This is a genomic window from Ruegeria sp. HKCCA6707 (assembly GCF_013033515.1).
GTDB lineage: Bacteria > Pseudomonadota > Alphaproteobacteria > Rhodobacterales > Rhodobacteraceae > Ruegeria.
On sequence record NZ_WQEG01000003.1, the window covers coordinates 372,798 to 391,574 of the forward strand.

The window sequence follows — 18,777 nt, forward strand, 5'->3', positions numbered from 1 at the left end:
TTCGCAGCCCTCAGAGGTCTAAATCGAAGCATTGGGTCAGGAGGGACGATGACGTTCTGGATTCTCATCTTTTTCATCGCGGCAGTCGTCAGCGGTTTTCTGGGATTCGTGTTGTTGCGTGGGCGCAGCCAGGGCGAGCCCACAGCGGCCTATGACCTGCGCGTCTATCGCGAGCAATTGGCAAGCGTGGATCGTGATCTGGCCCGTGGAGTGATCGGTGACGAGGATGCCGAGCGTGTCCGGACCGAGATCTCGCGTCGGATTCTGGCCGCCGATGCCCAGATGAAAGGCGAGCATTCCGGCACCGGCCCGTCGCGCGCTGTTACCGTCATCACGCTGGTTAGTGTTGGCGCCTTTCTGATCGCAGGCGCGATGCTGATGTATCGCCAGATGGGCGCGGTTGGCTTTCCTGACATGCCCCTGGCCGAGCGGATTGCTCTGGCGACCGAGTTCCACGCGAACCGCCCAAGCCAGACAGCCGCCGAAGCAGCAGCGCCACCAGCGCAGCCCAGCGCTTTGACGGAAGAGTACCAGACGCTTTTGACCCAGCTGCGCGATGCGGTCGGGCAAAGGCCGGATGATCTGCAGGGCCACATTTTGTTGGCCCAGCACGAAACCAATGTAGGCAATTTCAAAACTGGCTATGAGGCTCAGACCCGTGTGATCGAACTCTCCGGCGACGCGGCGAGTGCCCAAAACTATGCGGATCTGGCCGAGATGATGATCCTTGCGGCCGGCGGCTATGTCTCACCCGAGGCTGAGCAGGCCCTGGCCCAAGCGCTGGAACGCAACCCGGATCTGGGGCCTGCGCGCTATTACATGGGGCAGATGCTGGCACAGACCGGGCGCCCTGATCTGGCCTACCGCCTGTGGGTGGACATTGTGCGTACCTCCCCGGCAGACGCACCTTGGGTTCAGGCCATACGTGCCCAACTGGATGAACTTGCCTTCCGGGCCGGTGTCTTCAACGCGCCGAACCTAAGCCCGTCTGCGCCAGGCCCGACCCAGGCAGATGTCGACGCTGCCGCCGAAATGACCCCCGAAGAGCGGCAAGAAATGATCCGAGGGATGGTCAACAATTTGTCCGACCGGCTGGCAACCGAAGGTGGATCGCCGCAGGATTGGGCACGTCTGATCGCAGCTCTTGGCGTGTTGGGCGAAGCCGGGCGCGCAATCGCGATCCGGGACGAGGCCGAAACAGTCTTTGCCGATGACCCAGAAGCGCTGCGACTGATCGAAGAAGCCGCGCTGCGTGCAGGAATTGCCAAATGATCCATGACGTCTTCGAAGATTTCGTCGGATCTCTGGCCCCGATGACAGCCCTGATGGGGCTCGATCTTGGCGAAAAGACCATCGGGGTTTCGGTGTCCGACCGGATGCGCACGGTCGCCAGCCCTCTGGAGACGGTGAGGCGCAAGAAATTCACGCTGGACTCGGCCCGTTTGCTTGAAATCATCGCGGATCGCGAGATCGGAGGCATAATTCTTGGTCTGCCGCGCAATATGGACGGATCCGAGGGCCCGCGCTGCCAATCGACCCGCGCTTTTGCACGAAACCTTTCGCGTTTGACCGAAATACCGATCGGGTTCTGGGACGAACGGCTGAGCACGGTTGCGGCAGAAAAAGCACTGCTCGAGGCGGATACGACACGAAAACGTCGCGGAGAGGTTATTGATCACGTGGCGGCAGGCTATATTCTGCAAGGCGCGCTGGATCGGCTGCGCTTTCTTTGATGGATCGGAACACAGATATGACAAAGATGGTTTGGAAACGGAACGAGGTCGAAAGCCCTTGCATCCAGATCTGCGTCGTTCATCCGACCGAGCGTATTTGCACCGGCTGTTACCGCACCATCGATGAGATCACCCGCTGGTCCAAAATGGACAGTTCGGAACGGTCAAAGATCATGCAGGACCTGCCTGACCGAAAGCCGCGTCTGGCAAAACGCCGTGGCGGGCGTGCCGCTCGACTGAATCGCGACTAGTCTTCGTTCAGGCTGCACACCCGAATGCGCCACGTTCCATCGGCTTGACGGTCAAGGATATTGACCGAAACGCCCCGTTCGTCACTGTCACTTTCGGAGTATTGCGCAACACACCAGGCGGTGTTTCCAGATTGGTGCGCATCCAAAATCGACATCTCTTTGGTCTCGCCCCCTCCGGCAAGCCAGTCCGCATGCAAGGCTTGGATTGCACCCTGCCCCTTGGCATGACCGAACGGAGAAAAAAGCTGCCCGTCTGGTGTAAAACAAGCTGCGCAGCCTTTGGCGTCCAACCGTCGGTAGGCCGCAACATAGGCTTCAAACACGGCTTCAAGCTCTTGGCGGATCGACATCTTTCCGACCCCTTATCCTGATGCCAGCCAAGACTTCGCATTCTCATACTCGTCTGACGGGAAATACTGCGTGCGCGTTCCCAAGACATGGCTTGCCATCCGCTGCGCCATTTTCTGCCAGGCCTTGTCCCCGACGATGGCAGCGCGATCCAGCATCCCGATGTGACCCGCAGCCAAGCGGAAATGCGATGCCATGGCCGTCAGCCCCTGCCAACCGTCAAATTCGCGCAGGTCGATCAACAGCCGGAACCCTTCGCGCTCGTGCAGCAGGGCATCCAGGTCCGTCTGCGCCTGCGCGTATTCGGCTGAGTCGACCTTCCCCATCAGGCTGACCTGAACGCAAGGCCCACCCAAATCCGTTACATGGATCGCACCAAGGGATTCGCGGATCCATCTACGGGCCTCTTCCAGCTCTTCTAAACTAAAGATATGTACCGGGCATGGCAGGATTGGCGCCGCAAGGCGCACACTGGTCTGCACCCAACCCTGGTCGGCCACAACAGCCAGACGGTCAAACCCGCGCCAGTGACTGAGGCCAAGCTTTGTATCCGACCACGCGGCGCCCAGATCATACCCTTTGAATTCCGGCGTCACGATCACCAGCAGACGCACAGCATCGTTGTCTGCAAGCGCCGTCTCGATCGCTGGAACCAGTTTTGAGGAATAGTCCGCGCTGGTCACCTCTCCTGACAGCTCCGCTTCGATGATCGAGCCGTCGGAATTCACCTGAATAGAAATCATTTCAACAACCTCCCAAACCAACAATGGCAAGAGGTTACGGGGATTCGGTCCACTCGGCTACACCGCCAGCGCATTCGGGTCGGAAATAGGCGATCATTCTTCCATCGGGCCCGGCTGTCGCCGTCTCACCCCAGGGTGCAACCCCGTGAAGGCAATGGCGGTGCAAAATGTATGCCTCACCCGGCCCAGCAGGCAGTTCTATACGCGGACAGCTGTCAAACACCTTGCGCCGTGCCGCCTGATAGATGTCAGTGATGTCCTCAAGGTGCATCCTGTCACGCGGCTTGCCTTCCAGCGCCTGGGCAAAAGCCGCGCCCATGACTTTATGACTGCCTTCCCACACAACCATAGGGGCGGCGTCAGCGCTGGCTTCGGTCAGCGGGATACCCAGTATCCAGGCATGCGGCTCTTCCACCCGGCGGCGACGATCCGGCCCTGTGGGGCGCAACCCGTCCACATGGGCCGCGTCGCGGTTGCGACGATAACGTGCAGCCGCCGCGCTCTCACCCGCGCGGGGACGTGGATACCCCGGATAGATCACCGAAACCTGCCCTTTGTGCAGCGGAAGTGTTCCGTATCTTTCGGCAACGAATGTCATCGCCTGCCCGGCCAGAGGCCCTGACTGTCCCACTCGGCCCTGCAAGTCATTGTCGAGCGCATCGACGCCGATGAACCACGTGCCTTCGCATTCCAGCCAGCGCGCATGGGTCGGGTCAGTGACTGCGGTGCGTGCGGCGGGCAAAGCGTGCCGGATCCAGTTCAGCAGAACCGAATCTTTTGGGAACCGGATCCAGCCCGTATCGTCAAAGCCGATCAAAAGCCCAGCGCTTTGCGCAGCATGTTCAGAGCCACAAGCGTCAGGAACACGGCAAACACGCGCTTGAGCGGCTTTGGATCCATCGCATGCGCCAGCTTGACCCCCCAAGGTGCCGTCACGGTGGTCATGGCTATGACGATGACAAACGCGACGAGGTTCACCGCTCCGATGGTCAGAGGCGGGCGGTGTTCCGGCGCAATCGGCACGAACAAAAAGCCCAGCACCGAAGGCACCGAGATGATTACGCCAAACCCGGCAGCGGTGGCCACGGCGCGGTGGATCGGTGTGTTGTAAAGGCTCATCAGCGGCACACCAAAGCTGCCACCTCCGATCCCCATGAGCACCGACAGAAACCCCATGACCGGTGACAGGATCGCGCGGCGCACCCCCTTGGGCATCGCATCACCCAAACGCCATTCCGACCGACCCAGCCCCAGATAGAGGCCAATCACCACACCCAGAATACCGAACAGGGCCTGCAGCCATTCGGTCCGCAGCGCCGACGCCACCAGAACACCAACCATCGCGCCAATTGCGATGCCGGGGCCCCAACCGCGCAGGATCTCCCAATCTACCGCGCCTTTCTTGTTGTGGCTGAGAACCGAGCGCACCGAGGTCACGATGATGGTCGCCAGCGACGTGGCCAGGCACAGTTGCATCAACTGCGGGCCGCCATATCCAAGCGTCTGAAAGGCATAGAAAAACGCAGGCACCAGCACGATACCGCCGCCCACGCCCAGCAATCCCGCCAGCACTCCGGCCAATGCGCCGATCACCAGCAAAAGGCCCAGCATCTGGGCCAGCAACATCGTTTCGGGCATCATTCCCCCATCCACGGCACCGGGGCCGTCTTACACCGCCTGTTCCACTTGCGTCTGCGTCACGCGGGCCAGCGCGTCAAGCATCACCTCGGGGCCAGCCTTGTCCTGCACCGCGCCCTCTGACAGCGTACGCCGCCATCCCCGCGCACCAGGACGTCCGGCAAACAGCCCCAGCATATGCCGGGTGATCTGGTGCAACCGTCCACCGCTGGCAAGGTGACGTTCGACATAAGGCACCATCTTATGGACAACCGCCACCGGATCGGCGACCTCGCCCGCACCAAAGATCTGCGGATCGGCACTGGCCAGAATATCCGCAGGCTGGTGATAGGCCGCCCGCCCGATCATCACCCCATCCAGCCCCGCCTCAAGATGGGTCTTGGCCTGCGCAATTGAAGTGATCCCGCCGTTGATCGAGATATGCAGGTCTGGAAACTCCGCTTTCATCCGGTGGACAAGATCATAGTCCAAAGGTGGGATATCCCGGTTTTCCTTGGGGCTGAGCCCCTGCAACCAAGCCTTGCGCGCATGGATCGTCACGCGCTGACACCCGGCCGCGCGGATCCGGTCCAGAAATTCAGGCAAGACGGTCTCGGGATCCTGATCATCCACCCCAATACGGCACTTAACGGTGATATCGACATCCACCGCCTCTCGCATCGCGGCCACGCACTCTGCCACCCGCGCGGGGTCTTTCATCAAAACAGCCCCGAACGTCCCCGACTGCACCCGATCCGACGGGCATCCGCAATTGAGGTTGATCTCATCATAGCCAGCCTCGGCACCCAACACTGCCGCCTGCGCCAGTTCCTGCGGATCCGAGCCCCCCAGTTGCAACGCCACAGGATGTTCTTCAGGACTATAGTCCAACAAATGCAACGCCCCACCGCGCACCAACGCAGGTGCCGTGACCATCTCTGTATAGAGCAGCGTCCGAGCGCTAAGCAGGCGGTGGAAGTACCGGCAATGACGGTCGGTCCAATCCATCATTGGCGCCACGCTTAGTCGGGCCGCAGATTGGAGGTCAGGTTGAGCTTTTACCGACATAAAGCCTCTTGCCTTTGACAGAATTTACCATCTCCGACGCCCTATAGTGCCCGGAAACAGCTTACTAACTGGAAACGATCAAGCTGGGAAGATGGTACCGCCTCCCTGGCTTGAACAGGGGACCTCTGGATCCACAATCCAGCGCTCTAACCAACTGAGCTAAGGCGGCACTTGTGGAGGGCGATGTAGCGAAGGCGTGCGGGGAATGCAAGGGGATTAAAGCTGAATCCTCCAGCTTTGTTCGACCAGATCGACACCGAAGGAATGGACTGGTTTGCTGTCCAAAAGCTGCCAACCAAAGGAGCGATAGAGCGCGCAGGCGGCGCGGTGGCTTTCGTGGGTCCACAGAACCATTTCGCGGTAACCTGCGGTGCGCGCGAAATCCATACAGGTGCGCAGCAGACGTTTCCCGGCGCCCTGCCCGCGCGCTTCGGGCACCAACAGAAACAGGCGCAGCTTGGCAGTCTGATCATCTTGCGAGACGCAAAAGATGCTGCCTAGTCGTGTTCCGCCCCGCTCCGCGATCCAGCCCTGTTCGCGTTCGGGGTCGTGATCGGCGATGAAATCGTCCAGAATACGCGCGACCAACTGCCCGAAACTGTCGTCAAACCCTTCGTCGCGGGCATAAAGCGTGGCGTGGCGTTCCACCAGCCAAGGCGCATCATCGGCGCGAAACGGTCTGAGCTGAACATCCGACATGCGGTCTTTGTCGGCATCCTTCGCTTGATTTTCAACCCTCTGCGCGATAGCACACAATCTCAGTCCCCGGAGGCACCCATGGGTATCAACACCGAACGCGATATCGAAGCGAACCTGCAAATCGGCCCGACCGATCAAGGTATGGTGCGCCTGTTCATTGAAGGCGCAGGCATCGAGATTCCGATGGATTTCGACCCGGAAGAAGCCGAAGAGATCGCCGAGGAGATCCGCGCAGCCGCCCAAGCCGCGCGTGCGGTCAAAGGCTAAATTCGCGGGTCGCGCAAGGTTTGCAGGCGGCGGGCTGCGTCGACAGCGAACTTCTGGATCATCTTCTTGCGCCGCGCTGGCGCCAGTTTGGTCTCCGGCCCGGTCCGAATGATCTCGGCATCATAGGCATCGGCGATGATCAGGCCGGTCTCATCCGGTAATAGTTCAACCGGGAACTCGGTATCGACCGCCCAGAAGAATCGGTCGCACCATTCCAGATAGCCCTGCCATTTCGCATCCGACTGATAATCGGCGCGGCTGGATTTGCACTCGACCACCCAAAGCTCGCCTTTTGGGCCCAACCCCATGACATCCACGCGCAGCCCGCGCGCAGGCACAAATTCCTCAACAGATACAAAGCCATGCGTCAGCAAGTGGCGCGAAACGCCGCGGGCCAGTTTTTGTCCGGGTTGCAGATCCAGGGTCATGTGGTGAATGTGAACAATTCGTGAACAAAAATCAAGCCGCACATCAGGGTTGACATGATACCATTTGGTATCCCATTAATACGATACCAAATGGTATCACAATGGAGTTGCCATGACCTCACAAACCCAAAACGCGTTTCGCGCGCTGGCCGATCCGACCCGACGGGACATCGTTCATATACTGGCCCGACAGGACATGACGATCGCTCAATTGACGGATCAATTCGATATGACCCGCGCTGCGGTGAAGAAGCACCTGACCGTGTTGTCGGATGGCGGCTTGATCACAGTCGAAACCCGGGGGCGCGAACGTATCAATCGACTGGAACCCATGGGCATGGCCCCTGTTCTGGACTGGTTCAGCTATTTTGACCAGTTCTGGGATGATCGCCTGGCCAATCTGAAAGAAGCCATTGAAAGGAAAGCAAAATGACCGAGACTATATTGCAAAAGACCATCTTTCTGCGCGCCGATCCAGACACGGTTTGGGATTATCTGACCGAACCTGATCGGCTGGCCGAGTGGTTCCACAAACCCGAGCGCCCCTTGGCCGCTGGTCAAAAGCTGGAGATGTTTGGAACCACCAGCGGCGATCTGCTGATCTGGGGCACGGTGACAGCCGCGCGCAAGCCCGAATATCTGGAATACACTTTTACCGTCAAACCGATGGGCGATGCGGTGAGCGTGGTCAAATGGACGCTCGATCCTGTTCCGGGTGGCACCCGTCTGGCCCTGCGCCATGAAGGGCTGCCTCAGACCGCCGAAGGTTTTGGACTGATCCTGGCACTGGACAATGGCTGGGACGAACATTTTGGCAAGATGCGTACGGCCTTGCACGAACCTGTTGACGCCTGACCCCTTGTACCTGCCCGCCATTCGCCCTAGTTAGGCGTGTGGCGGGTTCTGCCCTTCTTGTGACTGGTAGCATTCTGGTGGCCTTAAGCAATTCCGAGGGGGCTGGCTCTGTTCAGGTCCTGGCCTGATTACCTGGCGCCCACCTGTACATACAGGTCCTCGGGAATCACACCGCACGGTTGACTGGTGGTCCCGCCACATACGCATCCTAGACTTCGGGGTCTGAAAGATTGTGGTTCACAAAACTTTCGTCCGAAAGCGCAAAATCATAGATCTTACGACCATTCCATTGCGGCATGTATTCGTCAAAGAACCTGTTCTTCTGATCAGGACAAGACGGCACAAGCAAATCCGGCTTATCTAGCCCAACCCCGAAATTCAGCACTCGAGCGGATTTATATCGTGTGGCCGCACGCGAAACCGCATGGTGCAAAAGCACATGCTCAATGTGACCGTACTCTCCAATGCTGTTATGGGTTATGACAGTCGACGGGGCGAACTGCTGCATCATGGCAAAGACCGATCCCTCCAAAAGATTAAACAAGGGGTGACGGTTTAGCGGACGCACGATCTTGGGATGCGTCTGCTCGGGCCCTGTCGGCATCTGAATGAATCGCCTCAGCCTGCGATGATCAGGCTCTACGGCAAATGGGAACTGGACTCTCTGAAAACCAAGTGAGTCACAGACGCGCTGCATTGCCGCCTCACGCGTACTTGTGTCTTTGCGGTTTGGAGCGGGTCGAAAGAAACTGACGATGGTCACATCCGCCCGATCTTTCAAATGCGCCAAGGTGGAGCCGCAGAACAACGTCTCATCATCCTGATGGCAAACGCAAAGAAGAATCCTGTCATCCTTGAGGCTGGCAAGACTAACCTTGCCCGCTGCCACGTCTGGCCCGGTTTCCAATACGTCAAAATTGGCGTTTGCGAAATTCTGAAACCTAGACGAGCTAACCCGCCGCGCGCGCCCTTCTGCGATCAACTGATTGGAACTCTCCTTCACCTTCCCGTTTTTGTTATCCCCTTGGAACAAGTAGCATCGACCAGCCAATCCCGGCCAAGCTGTCTCGAGCTCGGAGACTCTGCTGTTCTTCGCGGCGTCCAAATGCAGCAAATCAATTGAACCAAAGGGGCGTTCTGCCACCGCCTGACGAAGACCATCAATCGCATCCATCAGATAAAGCTTTACGCGCGTCGGAAACCTGGTCTCAAACCACTTGAAAACAATAGGAACATAGATGTTCACGGGTGGCCACGACGCCCGTAGCCGCTGACCAAGGTCAATCCCTATGAACTTCAGCGATGGATTGGAATGAAGGGCCAACAATGCAGCGTGGCCTCCGGCCACACCCACTTCTGCAAAACACGAGCTGCTCTGAGCCATTTGAAAAAGCGCACGCCTTTTCGGCTCCATCCCAGGCGACATAGCCGTCAAGTGGAAGTCTTCCTGCATATGGCCGTAGCACACGTTACCGTTTATCGCCACTGGCTCACCAGCCTTTGACAACCCTTCGGCAATTGCGTGGTTTAAGGATTCAAGATCATCGCGAAAACTCGGGGACGCAATAACCTCTTCATATGTGAGAGTGTTCAAAAGCTCGGCTCTTTTGCTGCCTTTTCTTGTCGCTGACAGGCATGAAAGGACAACGCAGCGTCATGTTCAAGCCGTTTGAACCAAAAATACGCTCCGTAGGCCACACCCGCGGCAGGATGAGCCTTCCGACGCGGCTCTTAGGTTTTTTCAACTCGGATTGTTGCGGGCTTCAAGCCGGCGACGACCGACGTACCACGACGCGGACCTTGCGGTTTCTCAGCCATGCTCATGATCTTGTACCCGAACTGAACGCCTGCGAAGACGATACCATTCATGAACCAGATCATCGCCAAGGCAACGAGGCCAATATCCGAGCCCAAGATGAGCGTGCGCAGGTTGGCCACGTTCAAGACCAGCAGAACACCGACAAAGACTGCCGAGATGACAAAGCCCATTGCCACTTGGGTGATATACAGACGGATCAGTTTTGGCATGACGAACCCCTTTGCGCTGTGACATTCAGGTTAGCGCATATTTGGGCCGCGTAAAGGTGTCAGAATGCCTCGGGCTGGGCTTCGCGCGCCATGTGATCCAACACGGCGTTGACGAATTTCGTCTCTTTACCTTCCGGGAAAAAGGCGCGCGCGACGTCGACGAATTCAGTGATCACAACTTTGGGCGGTGTATCGCTTTGGGTCAGCTCTGCGCCGGCTGCACGGAACACGGCGCGCAGAGTCGGATCGATGCGGCCGATCGGCCATTTGGCGACCAGAGCGCGGTCGGTCATCTGGTCAATGGGCGCCTGATAGTTCACCGCATCGTCAACCAGCTTGCGGAAGAGGCTGGTGTCACCCTCGAGCATTTCATCGCCTTCATAGACAGCGCCAAACCGGTGATCCAGAAACTCGGCCACAACCGCTTCGGTCGTCTGACCCGACTGCTCCATCTGGAACAGCGCCTGCACGGCATAAAGCCGGGCGGCGGATTTCATCAGTCGTTTTTTACTGGCCGGTTTGGGCGCGTCTGTCTGGGTCATGCTGTCGTGGATCCGTTGCTGTCGCCCGCCACAAGGATGGACTCGGACGGCGGCTTGAAGCCCACGCCCTTTTTGGAAGAGCCCCACTTACGGCTGAGCGCGATCAGATGCAAGGCCGCAGCTGCCGCGCCGCCACCTTTATTCATCTTTTCGGGGTTCGCGCGCACTTCGGCCTGCTCGTCATTCTCGACAGTCAGAATTCCGTTGCCGATGCACAGACCTTGCAGCCCCATCAACTGGATGGCGCGGCTGGAATCGTTGCAGACCGTCTCATAGTGCGTTGTTTCGCCCCGGATTACACAGCCCAGCGCGACATAACCGTCAAAATCGCATTGGCGGTCTGCCATCGCGATAGCCGTGGGAATTTCCAGCGCTCCGGGCACCTCGACCACCTCGCAGGTACCACCAGCCGCCTCGATCTCGGCCTTGGCCCCGGCGATCAGATTGTCAGCGATGGCGCGATAGAACGGAGCCGCCACGATCAGCAGCTTCACGGGTTTGTCGAATGTCGGCGTTGGCAGAACGCCGTGTTTGTCTTGTTCAGCCACGATCAGTCATCCTTGAGAATTGAGCGGGTGCCGACGATGGACAAACCAAATGCGTCGAGCCCCAGGTATTTCGTTTCCGGTGAGTCTGTCAGCAACACCAGTTCCTGAATCCCCATTTTGGACAGGATCTGCGCCCCCAGACCCGTGCGTTTGATGGTGCGCGGGCCTTCGTCCTCGGCCGCATAGAGCGAGTTGCGCGGCTGACGGAAAAGGCACACAACGCCCCGACCCTCGGCGGCAATCTTCTCCATCGCGCGCGGCAACTCGCGTGAGGATTTGGGACCAAGCCCCAATATGTCCGGCGCTTCATGCAAGGCATGGGTACGGGTCAAGACCGGCTCGGGCGTTGCAATATCCCCTTTGATCATGACCACATGTTCGATCCCATGGGTCTGATCAGTAAAGAGCCGCATCTCCCATTCGCCACCATATTCCGATGTCACCATCTGGCGCGAGGTTTCGACCACCAGATTGTCATTGCGCGCGCGATAGCTGATCAGGTCACTGATGGTTCCGATCTTCATATCGTGGGTTTTGGCGAATTCCACCAGATCCGGCAGGCGCGCCATCGTACCGTCGGGGTTCATGATCTCGCAGATCACACCAGCGGGATTCAACCCCGCCAGACGCGAGATATCCACGGCAGCTTCGGTATGGCCTGCCCGCACCAGCACCCCACCCCGCTTGGCGCGTAAGGGGAAGACATGACCAGGTGTCGCGATATGCGCCATGGTGTTTTGTTCGTTTATCGCGGTCGCCACGGTCAGCGCCCGGTCAGCGGCGGAAATCCCGGTGCTGACACCTTCTCGCGCCTCGATCGACACGGTAAAGGCCGTCTCGTGCCGCGAGGAATTGTTGACCGCCATCATCGGCAGGCCCAAGGAATCGATCCGCTCGGCGGTCATCGGCAGGCAGATCAATCCGCGCCCATGGGTGGCCATGAAATTGATCGCATCCGCATCGGCAAATTCTGCCGGAATGACCAGATCGCCCTCATTCTCGCGGTCCTCGTGATCGACCAGAATATACATCCGGCCTTTGCGCGCCTCATCAATGATGTCCTCGATCGGGCTGATCGCGTCGCGCAATTGGGCCTCGACCGGACCGGGGGTTTCAAAGCTCATGGGGCAGCCTTTCACAAGAGCATTTCTGCAACGCGGGATAGACCACGCGCAAGGCAAAGACCAGAGCGTATGCGCCCTGCGATTGTTGCCATTTACCCGACGTTTGGCGGATCTCTCCCGGGTTTGTCCTCAAATTGCCCAAAACAAGCCCTTTGATCGCCCGATAGCTGGCAGAGTTCTGTATGCAGTATTTCCAACGTCAGACAAGACCCTCCGCACCATGTTCAAGACCGTTGACGTGCCCGCCTCAAGTGTCGCTTTTGGAACCGCCTTTTGGCGCAATCGATTGCTGTTGTCGCTTGTCGGATTACAACTGGTTTGCGCGGTCGCAGTCAGCATTTATGTCGGAAGGTCTTTCTGGGATGCCTCGACATCACTCATGCTGGGGCTTTCGTTCAAGCTTTTTCTCTTTATGTTCGCCAATTTCGTGCTTTGGCGTTTTGGCGTGGCCGTTTTTTCGATCCGCCCTGCCAAACCGATAAAATGGCTGCTACACGATCTGTGGTCTAAACTGACCGACCCCCAAAAGGCTCCTGATGCAGTGCTCTGTTTTGGCAGCATCGTTGCTTTGATTGCGTCGTACACGTTCCTTAAGAATGAAATTCATGCGGTGAACCCGTCTCTCTGGGACGCCGAGTTCGCGAGATGGGATAGATGGCTGCACGGCGGCTTTGATCCCTGGGTATTGCTTTGGCCCATCTTTGGGTCACCTTACGTGACCACCGCGCTGAACGTCGCTTATCACATGTGGTTTCCCATGCTTTATATTGCGGTTTGCGTGGCTTGCCTGGATCGAAGAGACCCAAATCGTTGCACCGTGTTTCTTGTGGCTTTCGTGTTGTGCTGGTTCGTCGGTGGCAACCTTTTAGCTACGGTTTTCGCCTCGGTCGGCCCGGTCTATTTCGAAGCCTTTGGTCTGGGGCTCGAGTTTGCGCCGCAGATGGAAATGCTGCGCCAATCAAATGAAATAAGCCCGGTCTGGTCGCTGAGCGTGCAAAACATGTTGCTGGAGGGTTATCACAATGCTGGTCCCGCGCGGGGCATTTCCGCAATGCCCAGTATGCATGTCGCCTCAAGCGTGCTTTTGGCCTTCTATGGATTCAGCTATGCACGTTGGGCCGGTTGGGCGCTGACAGGCTTCGCCTTCACTATCCTGTTGGGGTCAGTGCATCTTGGTTGGCACTATGCGATTGACGGCTATGCCTCGGGACTGCTGATGGTCTTCTTTTGGTGGCTGGCCAAAAAGCTGACCGCGCGGTTTGGACCAAACGCCTGAAGTTCAGACCGTTTCCGCCAAACGCGCCACATAGCGGGCGAGCGTGTCGATCTCGAGGTTCACACGGTCGCCAACAGCGACATCGCCCCAGGTTGTGACCTCTTTGGTGTGCGGAATGAAGTTGATGCCGAAATCGCACCCATCCACATCATTGACCGTCAGCGATGTCCCGTTCAGCGCGACCGAGCCTTTGGGCGCGATGAACCGCGCCAAGTCTTTGGGCGCGCGCAATGTCACGCGCTTGCTGTCGCCCTCATCTTTTACGGCAATCACCTCTGCCACACCGTCCACATGGCCCGACACGATATGCCCGCCCAATTCGTCCCCGACTTTGAGCGCGCGTTCAAGGTTGACCCGCTTCCCGAGGCTCCATGTGTCCAGGTTGGTCTTTGACACGGTCTCGGCACTGATCTGGACATCATACCAGTCAGGACCCAGCGCGATAACGGTCAGGCACACGCCATCACTGGCAATCGAAGCTCCGATATCGATCCCGTTGGTGTCATAGCCAGTGCGAATGCGTGCGCGAAGATCACCTTGCTGGTCCAACTCGGCAATGGTGCCGATATCAGTAACGATCCCAGTGAACATTCCTTAACCCTCTTTCGCTTAGGCTGACTGGCACCGAGGTAAGGGCAAGTGAGCTTGCGGGCAAGCCCTGCCTTGCTCCGATGGGCACAAACAGGCATTGTCAGAAAGAAAAGAGGCAGAAGCAGTCCCATGTCCTTTGATTATTCCGCTTCAGGGCAGCGTAGTTTTTTGTTCCTTCAAGGACCCCATGGTCCGTTTTTCTGGTCGTTGGCAAAAGTTCTACGCGCGACTGGTGCGAGAGCATGGCGGGTTGGTTTCAACGCAGGTGACCAGGCCTTTTGGCGCGATGCGCAAAGCTACGTGCCCTTCATGGACACGCCCGAGAACTGGCCCGACACCTTCCGGCAGATGATCGCGGAACTGAGCGTGACAGATCTGGTGCTATATGGCGACACCCGTCCCGTTCACGCACAAGCTGTTGAGATTGCAAAAGCTGCGGGCCTTACGGTTCATGTCTTCGAAGAAGGCTATTTGCGCCCTTGGTGGGTCACATATGAGCGCGACGGCTCGAATGGAAACTCCCGCCTGATGCAGATGAGCGTGGCTGACATGGAGCAATGTCTGGATCGGTCCGAGCAGCGATCACCCCCGCCGCCAACCCATTGGGGAGATATGCGGCAGCATATTTTCTATGGTGCGCTCTATCATTGGTTCGTGATGTTTTTGAACCGAAATTACCGCCATTTTCGGTCACATCGCGAGGTTTCTGTATCTCAGGAATTTGCGCTGTATTTCAAACGATTGCTGCGCATGCCGGTTCACCGCCTGCGGCGCGAGCTGGCAACGTGGAAAGTCAATCGCAGCGGCTTCCCCTACCACCTCGTTTTATTGCAACTGGGACATGATAGCTCGGTCCAGTCGCATTCCGGCTATGCGCGGATGTCTGACTTTGTGCAGGAGATGGTAACAGGGTTTGCCGAAGGTGCGCCCCGACACCACCACCTTGTGATCAAGGAACATCCCCTGGAAAACCACCGCGAACCTTTGCGCCGGTTGGTCGCGCAACTGGCCCGCAAGCTGAAGATCGATGATCGCGTACATTATGTTCCGGGGGGCAAATTGGCCGGTCTGCTGGACGATGCGCAATCGGCGGTCACCATAAACTCGACCGCAGGACAGCAGGTTTTGTGGCGCGGCCTGCCGTTGCGCAGTTTCGGGCAGTCGGTCTATGACAAGCCCGAATTTGTCTCCCGACAATCTGTGTCGGAGTTCTTTGCCAACCCTCAGCCACCAGACGCCGAGTACTATCGAACCTACCGACGGTTTTTGCTGGCGACCAGCCAGGTTCCCGGGGGGTTTTATTCGCGACGCGGTCGCCGTCAATTGTTAAGGCGCGCCGTCGATATGATGCTGAATGAGCAAGACCCCTATCAGGCCCGTTTCACCAGCAGCGCGGCTGAGAGGCCACAGTTGCGAATCATCGGCTAATCTCAAAGACCTGCAACTGGAAGTTGGCGTAAAAAACAGGTACGTTGCCGAAAACAAAAGACAAGAACCACAGAATATTGAGGATATCCGGCAGTGCATTTATCTTCCATGCGATGGGCGCGCATGGCTGCGATAGCAGCTGTTTGCGGAGTTTTGGCAGCATGTCAGCTGCCAAAGGCAGGGCCGAACAAAACAGAAATTCTGGCAGGATCGACCGCGAATGGCGGCAACGCCTTCGTCGTTGAAGTCGATGATCGCGTTGCGCGCGCCACGTCGACCGTTCCGCAATATGGGTTTTCTCATGATTTCCGCAATGCACAAAGCGTGACGGCAGATACGGTGCGTCCGGGCGACGTGCTTAGCCTTACAATCTGGGAAAATGTGGATGACGGCCTGTTGTCAGGCGAGACCAGCAACGCAACCAGTTTGGAAGGTGTTCAGGTGGATGCAGACGGGTTTATCTTTGTCCCCTACGCCGGTCGTGTCCGCGCAGCCGGTAATACGCCTGAACAATTGCGCATGTTGATTTCGAGCAAGCTGGAAGATCAAACCCCTGATCCGCAGGTCCAGATCAGCCGCGCGCCTGGCAACGGCTCTGCTGTATCTCTGACTGGTGCAGTCGGCGTGCCGGGCCTTTATCCGATCGAACATCCGACACGGACGCTCTCGGGCATGCTGGCCGGTGCAGGCGGTGTTACGGTCGCCACCGACATTGCCCTGGTCACGGTCATCCGCGACGGAAAGAAGGGAACAATCTGGTACGACGATCTGTTTCGTATGCCAACGACCGACATCGCCTTGCGGGGCGGTGATCGTATCCTGGTGGAAGAAGACAGCCGCTCCTATATCGCGCTGGGGGCCACTGGCGGGCAGTCGCGCGTCGCGTTCGACAGTCAGGATCTTTCAGCACTCGAAGCTCTGGCTCAAGTTGGTGGCTTGCAGTCGCTGTCCTCGGACCCTACCGGTATTTTTGTTCTGCGTAATGAGCGTGAGGATGTCGCCCGCAATGTGATGGGGCAGCCCAATTTGCAGGGTGAACAGCGTGTGATCTATCTGTTGAACCTGACTGCACCCAATGGTCTGTTCGTGGCCCGTGATTTTGTCATCCGTGACGACGATACGATCTATGTGACTGAAGCCCCCTACGCCCAGTGGAGTAAATCGGTCTCTCTGATCGCCGGTGGCCTGACACCCTTTGCCAATATCACGACCCTGACAGGCGGATGACGCCCGATCCTGCAACGGATACCCAGGCCGGGGCCAAACGGTCCCGGCTTTTGGTTTACAATGGCGGTTTTCTGACCCAGCGGCGCGTCCGGCGCATTCTGTCTCTGTCGGGCTACGATATCCGCTTGGGGGTGCCGGGCCAGGGTGACTGGGTTGGCGTTTGGGGAAACAGCCCGACAGCGCATCGCGGTTTGGGCATGGCGCAGAAATACGAAGCGCCAGTGCTGCGGGTCGAAGATGCGTTTCTGCGGTCATTGCACCCGGGGCGCGGCGGCGAGCCACCTTTGGGACTGCTGCTGGACAGATCCGGGGTGCATTTCGATCCGTCAACGCCGACGGACCTGGAGCAGCTTCTGGTCAATGAACCGCTGGACGATACCGCTCTACTGAACCGCGCGCGCGGTGCGATGGCCCGGATGCAGGAATTGCAGCTCAGCAAGTATTCTGCGTTCGACAACGACACCGCACTGCCCGAGCCCGGATATGTTCTGGTCGTCGACCAGACCCGCGACGATGCCTCGGTCACTGCAAATCGCGGCACACGGGCCAGATTCCTTGAAATGCTGGTCATGGCGCAAGAGGAAAACCCCGGAGCGCAGGTTGTGATCAAGACCCATCCTGAAACATCTGCGGGGCATCGCCCGGGCTTTTTCACCGCCGAGGACGAAAATCAGCGCATCTCACTGCTGGAAGCCCCTGCAAGTCCTTGGGCGCTTTTGGAGGGGGCAGTTGGGGTCTATACCCTGTCTTCGCAGCTGGGGTTCGAGGCGATTTTAGCCGGGCATAAGCCGCGCGTCTTTGGTCAGCCTTTTTATTCGGGTTGGGGCCTGACGCAGGATGAAGACCCGCTGCCTCGGCGCCAGCGCAGCCTGACCCGAGCGCAACTTTTTGCTGCCGCGATGATCCTCTATCCCACCTGGTACGACCCCTATCGCGACCGGCTTTGTGAATTGGAAATGGTGCTCGACACGCTTGAGGCGCAAACGCGCAGTTGGCGTGCGGATCACAAGGGCTGGACCGCCTCGGGCATGCGTCTGTGGAAGCGCCCGCATCTGCAACGGATGTTTGGCCGGTACAAGAAAGTCAGGTTTACCGCCGCAACAGAAGGCACCCCGAACCAGCCGCACATGGTCTGGGCCAGCCGCGCGGGCGAAGCATCGGCCGTCACGCGGGTCGAGGATGGGTTTCTGCGGTCGCGTGGATTGGGGGCGCAGCTTGTACCGCCGCTGTCGTTGGTCACGGATAACGAGGGCATTTACTATGACCCGACCCGGCCCAGCCAGCTGGAACACTGGATCACCAAACGGGAAGCTCTGCGACCCGATCAACAGCTGCGGGCCGAAGCACTGATCACTCAGCTGCGCCAGGCTGGCTTGAGCAAATACAATATCGGCCAACCGACACCGCCTCTGCCCGAGGGTCATCGGATTCTGGTGCCTGGACAGGTGGAAGACGACGCCTCGATCCGTTTGGGAACGAGCCAGGTGCGCAGCAATCTGGCGCTGTTGCAGGCTGTTCGGGATGCCAACCCGGATGCGGTCATCCTGTATAAGCCTCACCCAGATGTCGAAGCAGGGTTGCGGGACGGAGCAGTCGAGACCCAAGGTCTTGCGGATGTGATCCTGCGCCACACGGATCCTGCTGACCTGTTGCAGCATGTGAACGAGGTCTGGACAATGACCTCACTGCTGGGCTTTGAGGCCCTGTTACGCGAGATCCCGGTGACCACTCTGGGCGCGCCATTTTATGCGGGATGGGGGCTGACCACCGATTTGGGCGGTGTGCCCGCTCGTCGCGGTGCGCGGCCTACGCTGGCCGGGCTGATTCACGCCTCGCTGATCGACTATCCGCGCTATCTTGATCCGGTGACAGGCATGCCCTGCCCGGTCGAGGTTGTCGTTGAACGGCTGGCCAACGAGCCCGATCCGTCTATCGGTCTTTTGAACAGGTTATTGTCGAAATTACAGGGTACATTCGCGACCCATGCAAATCTTTGGCGCTGAG

Annotated in this window: 23 protein-coding genes and 1 tRNA gene; 10 read left to right on the forward strand and 14 right to left on the reverse strand. The window is 58.4% G+C overall.

From position 1 onward, the window contains the following. Positions 1 to 48: 48 nt before the first annotated feature. Genes ccmI through GOW40_RS10330 form a run of 3 tightly spaced genes read left to right on the forward strand, consistent with a single transcriptional unit; the run spans position 49 to position 1,984 of the window. Positions 49 to 1,272 (forward strand): c-type cytochrome biogenesis protein CcmI, encoded by a 1,224-nt coding sequence (gene ccmI / locus GOW40_RS10320; protein WP_171130196.1) that lies wholly within the window; start codon positions 49 to 51, stop codon positions 1,270 to 1,272. Then, positions 1,269 to 1,733, forward strand: coding sequence for a Holliday junction resolvase RuvX (gene ruvX, locus GOW40_RS10325; protein WP_171099881.1), 465 nt, complete (start codon positions 1,269 to 1,271; stop codon positions 1,731 to 1,733). The genes ccmI and ruvX overlap by 4 nt, the downstream gene beginning before the upstream one ends. A 17-nt stretch (positions 1,734 to 1,750) precedes the next feature. After that, the gene (locus GOW40_RS10330) at positions 1,751 to 1,984 is read left to right on the forward strand and encodes a DUF1289 domain-containing protein (protein WP_171130198.1); all 234 of its coding nucleotides are present in this window, start codon (positions 1,751 to 1,753) and stop codon (positions 1,982 to 1,984) included. Here GOW40_RS10330 and GOW40_RS10335 read toward each other — a convergent pair. From GOW40_RS10335 to GOW40_RS10365, 7 genes are all read right to left on the reverse strand, one after another. Continuing rightward, positions 1,981 to 2,334 (reverse strand): nuclear transport factor 2 family protein, encoded by a 354-nt coding sequence (locus GOW40_RS10335; RefSeq protein ID WP_171130200.1) that lies wholly within the window; start codon positions 2,332 to 2,334, stop codon positions 1,981 to 1,983. The genes GOW40_RS10330 and GOW40_RS10335 overlap by 4 nt on opposite strands. Positions 2,335 to 2,346: 12 nt before the next feature. Next, on the reverse strand, positions 2,347 to 3,075 hold the full coding sequence (locus GOW40_RS10340; RefSeq protein WP_171136419.1) for an STAS/SEC14 domain-containing protein: 729 nt from the start codon (positions 3,073 to 3,075) through the stop codon (positions 2,347 to 2,349). Between the two features lie 34 nt (positions 3,076 to 3,109). After that, positions 3,110 to 3,892, reverse strand: a complete 783-nt coding sequence (locus GOW40_RS10345) for a hypothetical protein (protein WP_171136418.1) — start codon at positions 3,890 to 3,892, stop codon at positions 3,110 to 3,112. Beyond that, complete coding sequence (locus GOW40_RS10350; RefSeq protein ID WP_171130206.1) at positions 3,889 to 4,713, reverse strand: sulfite exporter TauE/SafE family protein; 825 nt, start codon at positions 4,711 to 4,713, stop codon at positions 3,889 to 3,891. Before GOW40_RS10350 ends, GOW40_RS10345 begins: the two co-directional genes overlap by 4 nt. A 30-nt stretch (positions 4,714 to 4,743) precedes the next feature. After that, entirely contained in the window at positions 4,744 to 5,760 is a 1,017-nt protein-coding gene (dusA, locus tag GOW40_RS10355; protein ID WP_171136417.1) for a tRNA dihydrouridine(20/20a) synthase DusA, read from the reverse strand. Positions 5,761 to 5,852: 92 nt separating this feature from the next. Continuing rightward, a tRNA-His gene (locus GOW40_RS10360) sits at positions 5,853 to 5,929 on the reverse strand. Positions 5,930 to 5,976: 47 nt separating this feature from the next. Continuing rightward, the gene (locus tag GOW40_RS10365) at positions 5,977 to 6,459 is read right to left on the reverse strand and encodes a GNAT family N-acetyltransferase (protein WP_171130210.1); all 483 of its coding nucleotides are present in this window, start codon (positions 6,457 to 6,459) and stop codon (positions 5,977 to 5,979) included. Between the two features lie 78 nt (positions 6,460 to 6,537). On the opposite strand from GOW40_RS10365, the gene GOW40_RS10370 reads away from it, so the two are divergent. Continuing rightward, positions 6,538 to 6,726, forward strand: a complete 189-nt coding sequence (locus GOW40_RS10370; protein WP_171099902.1) for a DUF6324 family protein — start codon at positions 6,538 to 6,540, stop codon at positions 6,724 to 6,726. Here GOW40_RS10370 and GOW40_RS10375 read toward each other — a convergent pair. Further along, a complete protein-coding gene (locus GOW40_RS10375; protein WP_171099904.1) occupies positions 6,723 to 7,154 on the reverse strand; it encodes an MmcB family DNA repair protein in 432 nt (143 codons plus the stop codon). The genes GOW40_RS10370 and GOW40_RS10375 overlap by 4 nt on opposite strands. A 112-nt stretch (positions 7,155 to 7,266) precedes the next feature. Here GOW40_RS10375 and GOW40_RS10380 point away from each other — a divergent pair, with 112 nt between their 5' ends. Further along, positions 7,267 to 7,587, forward strand: coding sequence for a helix-turn-helix transcriptional regulator (locus GOW40_RS10380; RefSeq protein ID WP_171130212.1), 321 nt, complete (start codon positions 7,267 to 7,269; stop codon positions 7,585 to 7,587). Continuing rightward, positions 7,584 to 8,009, forward strand: a complete 426-nt coding sequence (locus GOW40_RS10385) for an SRPBCC domain-containing protein (protein WP_171130214.1) — start codon at positions 7,584 to 7,586, stop codon at positions 8,007 to 8,009. The genes GOW40_RS10380 and GOW40_RS10385 overlap by 4 nt, the downstream gene beginning before the upstream one ends. Before the next feature lie 208 nt (positions 8,010 to 8,217). Here the strand turns inward: GOW40_RS10385 and GOW40_RS10390 are convergent, their stop codons facing one another. The 5 genes from GOW40_RS10390 to ribB all read right to left on the reverse strand — a co-directional run bounded on the left by GOW40_RS10390 (position 8,218) and on the right by ribB (position 12,251). Continuing rightward, a complete protein-coding gene (locus GOW40_RS10390; RefSeq protein WP_171130216.1) occupies positions 8,218 to 9,603 on the reverse strand; it encodes a PIG-L deacetylase family protein in 1,386 nt (461 codons plus the stop codon). Between the two features lie 137 nt (positions 9,604 to 9,740). Then, the gene (locus tag GOW40_RS10395) at positions 9,741 to 10,037 is read right to left on the reverse strand and encodes a hypothetical protein (RefSeq protein ID WP_171130218.1); all 297 of its coding nucleotides are present in this window, start codon (positions 10,035 to 10,037) and stop codon (positions 9,741 to 9,743) included. Between the two features lie 59 nt (positions 10,038 to 10,096). Further along, complete coding sequence (nusB, locus tag GOW40_RS10400) at positions 10,097 to 10,579, reverse strand: transcription antitermination factor NusB (RefSeq protein ID WP_171099915.1); 483 nt, start codon at positions 10,577 to 10,579, stop codon at positions 10,097 to 10,099. After that, positions 10,576 to 11,127, reverse strand: a complete 552-nt coding sequence (locus GOW40_RS10405; RefSeq protein WP_171130220.1) for a 6,7-dimethyl-8-ribityllumazine synthase — start codon at positions 11,125 to 11,127, stop codon at positions 10,576 to 10,578. The genes nusB and GOW40_RS10405 overlap by 4 nt, the downstream gene beginning before the upstream one ends. A gap of 2 nt (positions 11,128 to 11,129) precedes the next feature. Further along, the gene (gene ribB, locus GOW40_RS10410; RefSeq protein ID WP_171130222.1) at positions 11,130 to 12,251 is read right to left on the reverse strand and encodes a 3,4-dihydroxy-2-butanone-4-phosphate synthase; all 1,122 of its coding nucleotides are present in this window, start codon (positions 12,249 to 12,251) and stop codon (positions 11,130 to 11,132) included. A 220-nt stretch (positions 12,252 to 12,471) separates the two neighbouring features. Here ribB and GOW40_RS10415 point away from each other — a divergent pair, with 220 nt between their 5' ends. Further along, positions 12,472 to 13,527 (forward strand): phosphatase PAP2 family protein, encoded by a 1,056-nt coding sequence (locus GOW40_RS10415; protein ID WP_171130224.1) that lies wholly within the window; start codon positions 12,472 to 12,474, stop codon positions 13,525 to 13,527. Between the two features lie 3 nt (positions 13,528 to 13,530). Here GOW40_RS10415 and GOW40_RS10420 read toward each other — a convergent pair whose 3' ends face one another. Beyond that, positions 13,531 to 14,118: a riboflavin synthase gene (locus GOW40_RS10420; protein ID WP_171130226.1), complete on the reverse strand. Its 588-nt coding sequence runs from the start codon at positions 14,116 to 14,118 to the stop codon at positions 13,531 to 13,533. Between the two features lie 129 nt (positions 14,119 to 14,247). Between GOW40_RS10420 and GOW40_RS10425 the strand changes: the two genes are divergently transcribed. The 3 genes from GOW40_RS10425 (at position 14,248) to GOW40_RS10435 (ending at position 18,776) form a co-directional block, all read left to right on the forward strand. Beyond that, positions 14,248 to 15,546 (forward strand): capsule biosynthesis protein, encoded by a 1,299-nt coding sequence (locus tag GOW40_RS10425; protein ID WP_171130228.1) that lies wholly within the window; start codon positions 14,248 to 14,250, stop codon positions 15,544 to 15,546. 108 nt (positions 15,547 to 15,654) lie between these two features. Continuing rightward, on the forward strand, positions 15,655 to 16,773 hold the full coding sequence (locus GOW40_RS10430) for a polysaccharide biosynthesis/export family protein (protein WP_254444393.1): 1,119 nt from the start codon (positions 15,655 to 15,657) through the stop codon (positions 16,771 to 16,773). Further along, positions 16,770 to 18,776: a capsular polysaccharide biosynthesis protein gene (locus GOW40_RS10435; RefSeq protein WP_171130230.1), complete on the forward strand. Its 2,007-nt coding sequence runs from the start codon at positions 16,770 to 16,772 to the stop codon at positions 18,774 to 18,776. Before GOW40_RS10430 ends, GOW40_RS10435 begins: the two co-directional genes overlap by 4 nt. Position 18,777 lies beyond the last annotated feature (1 nt).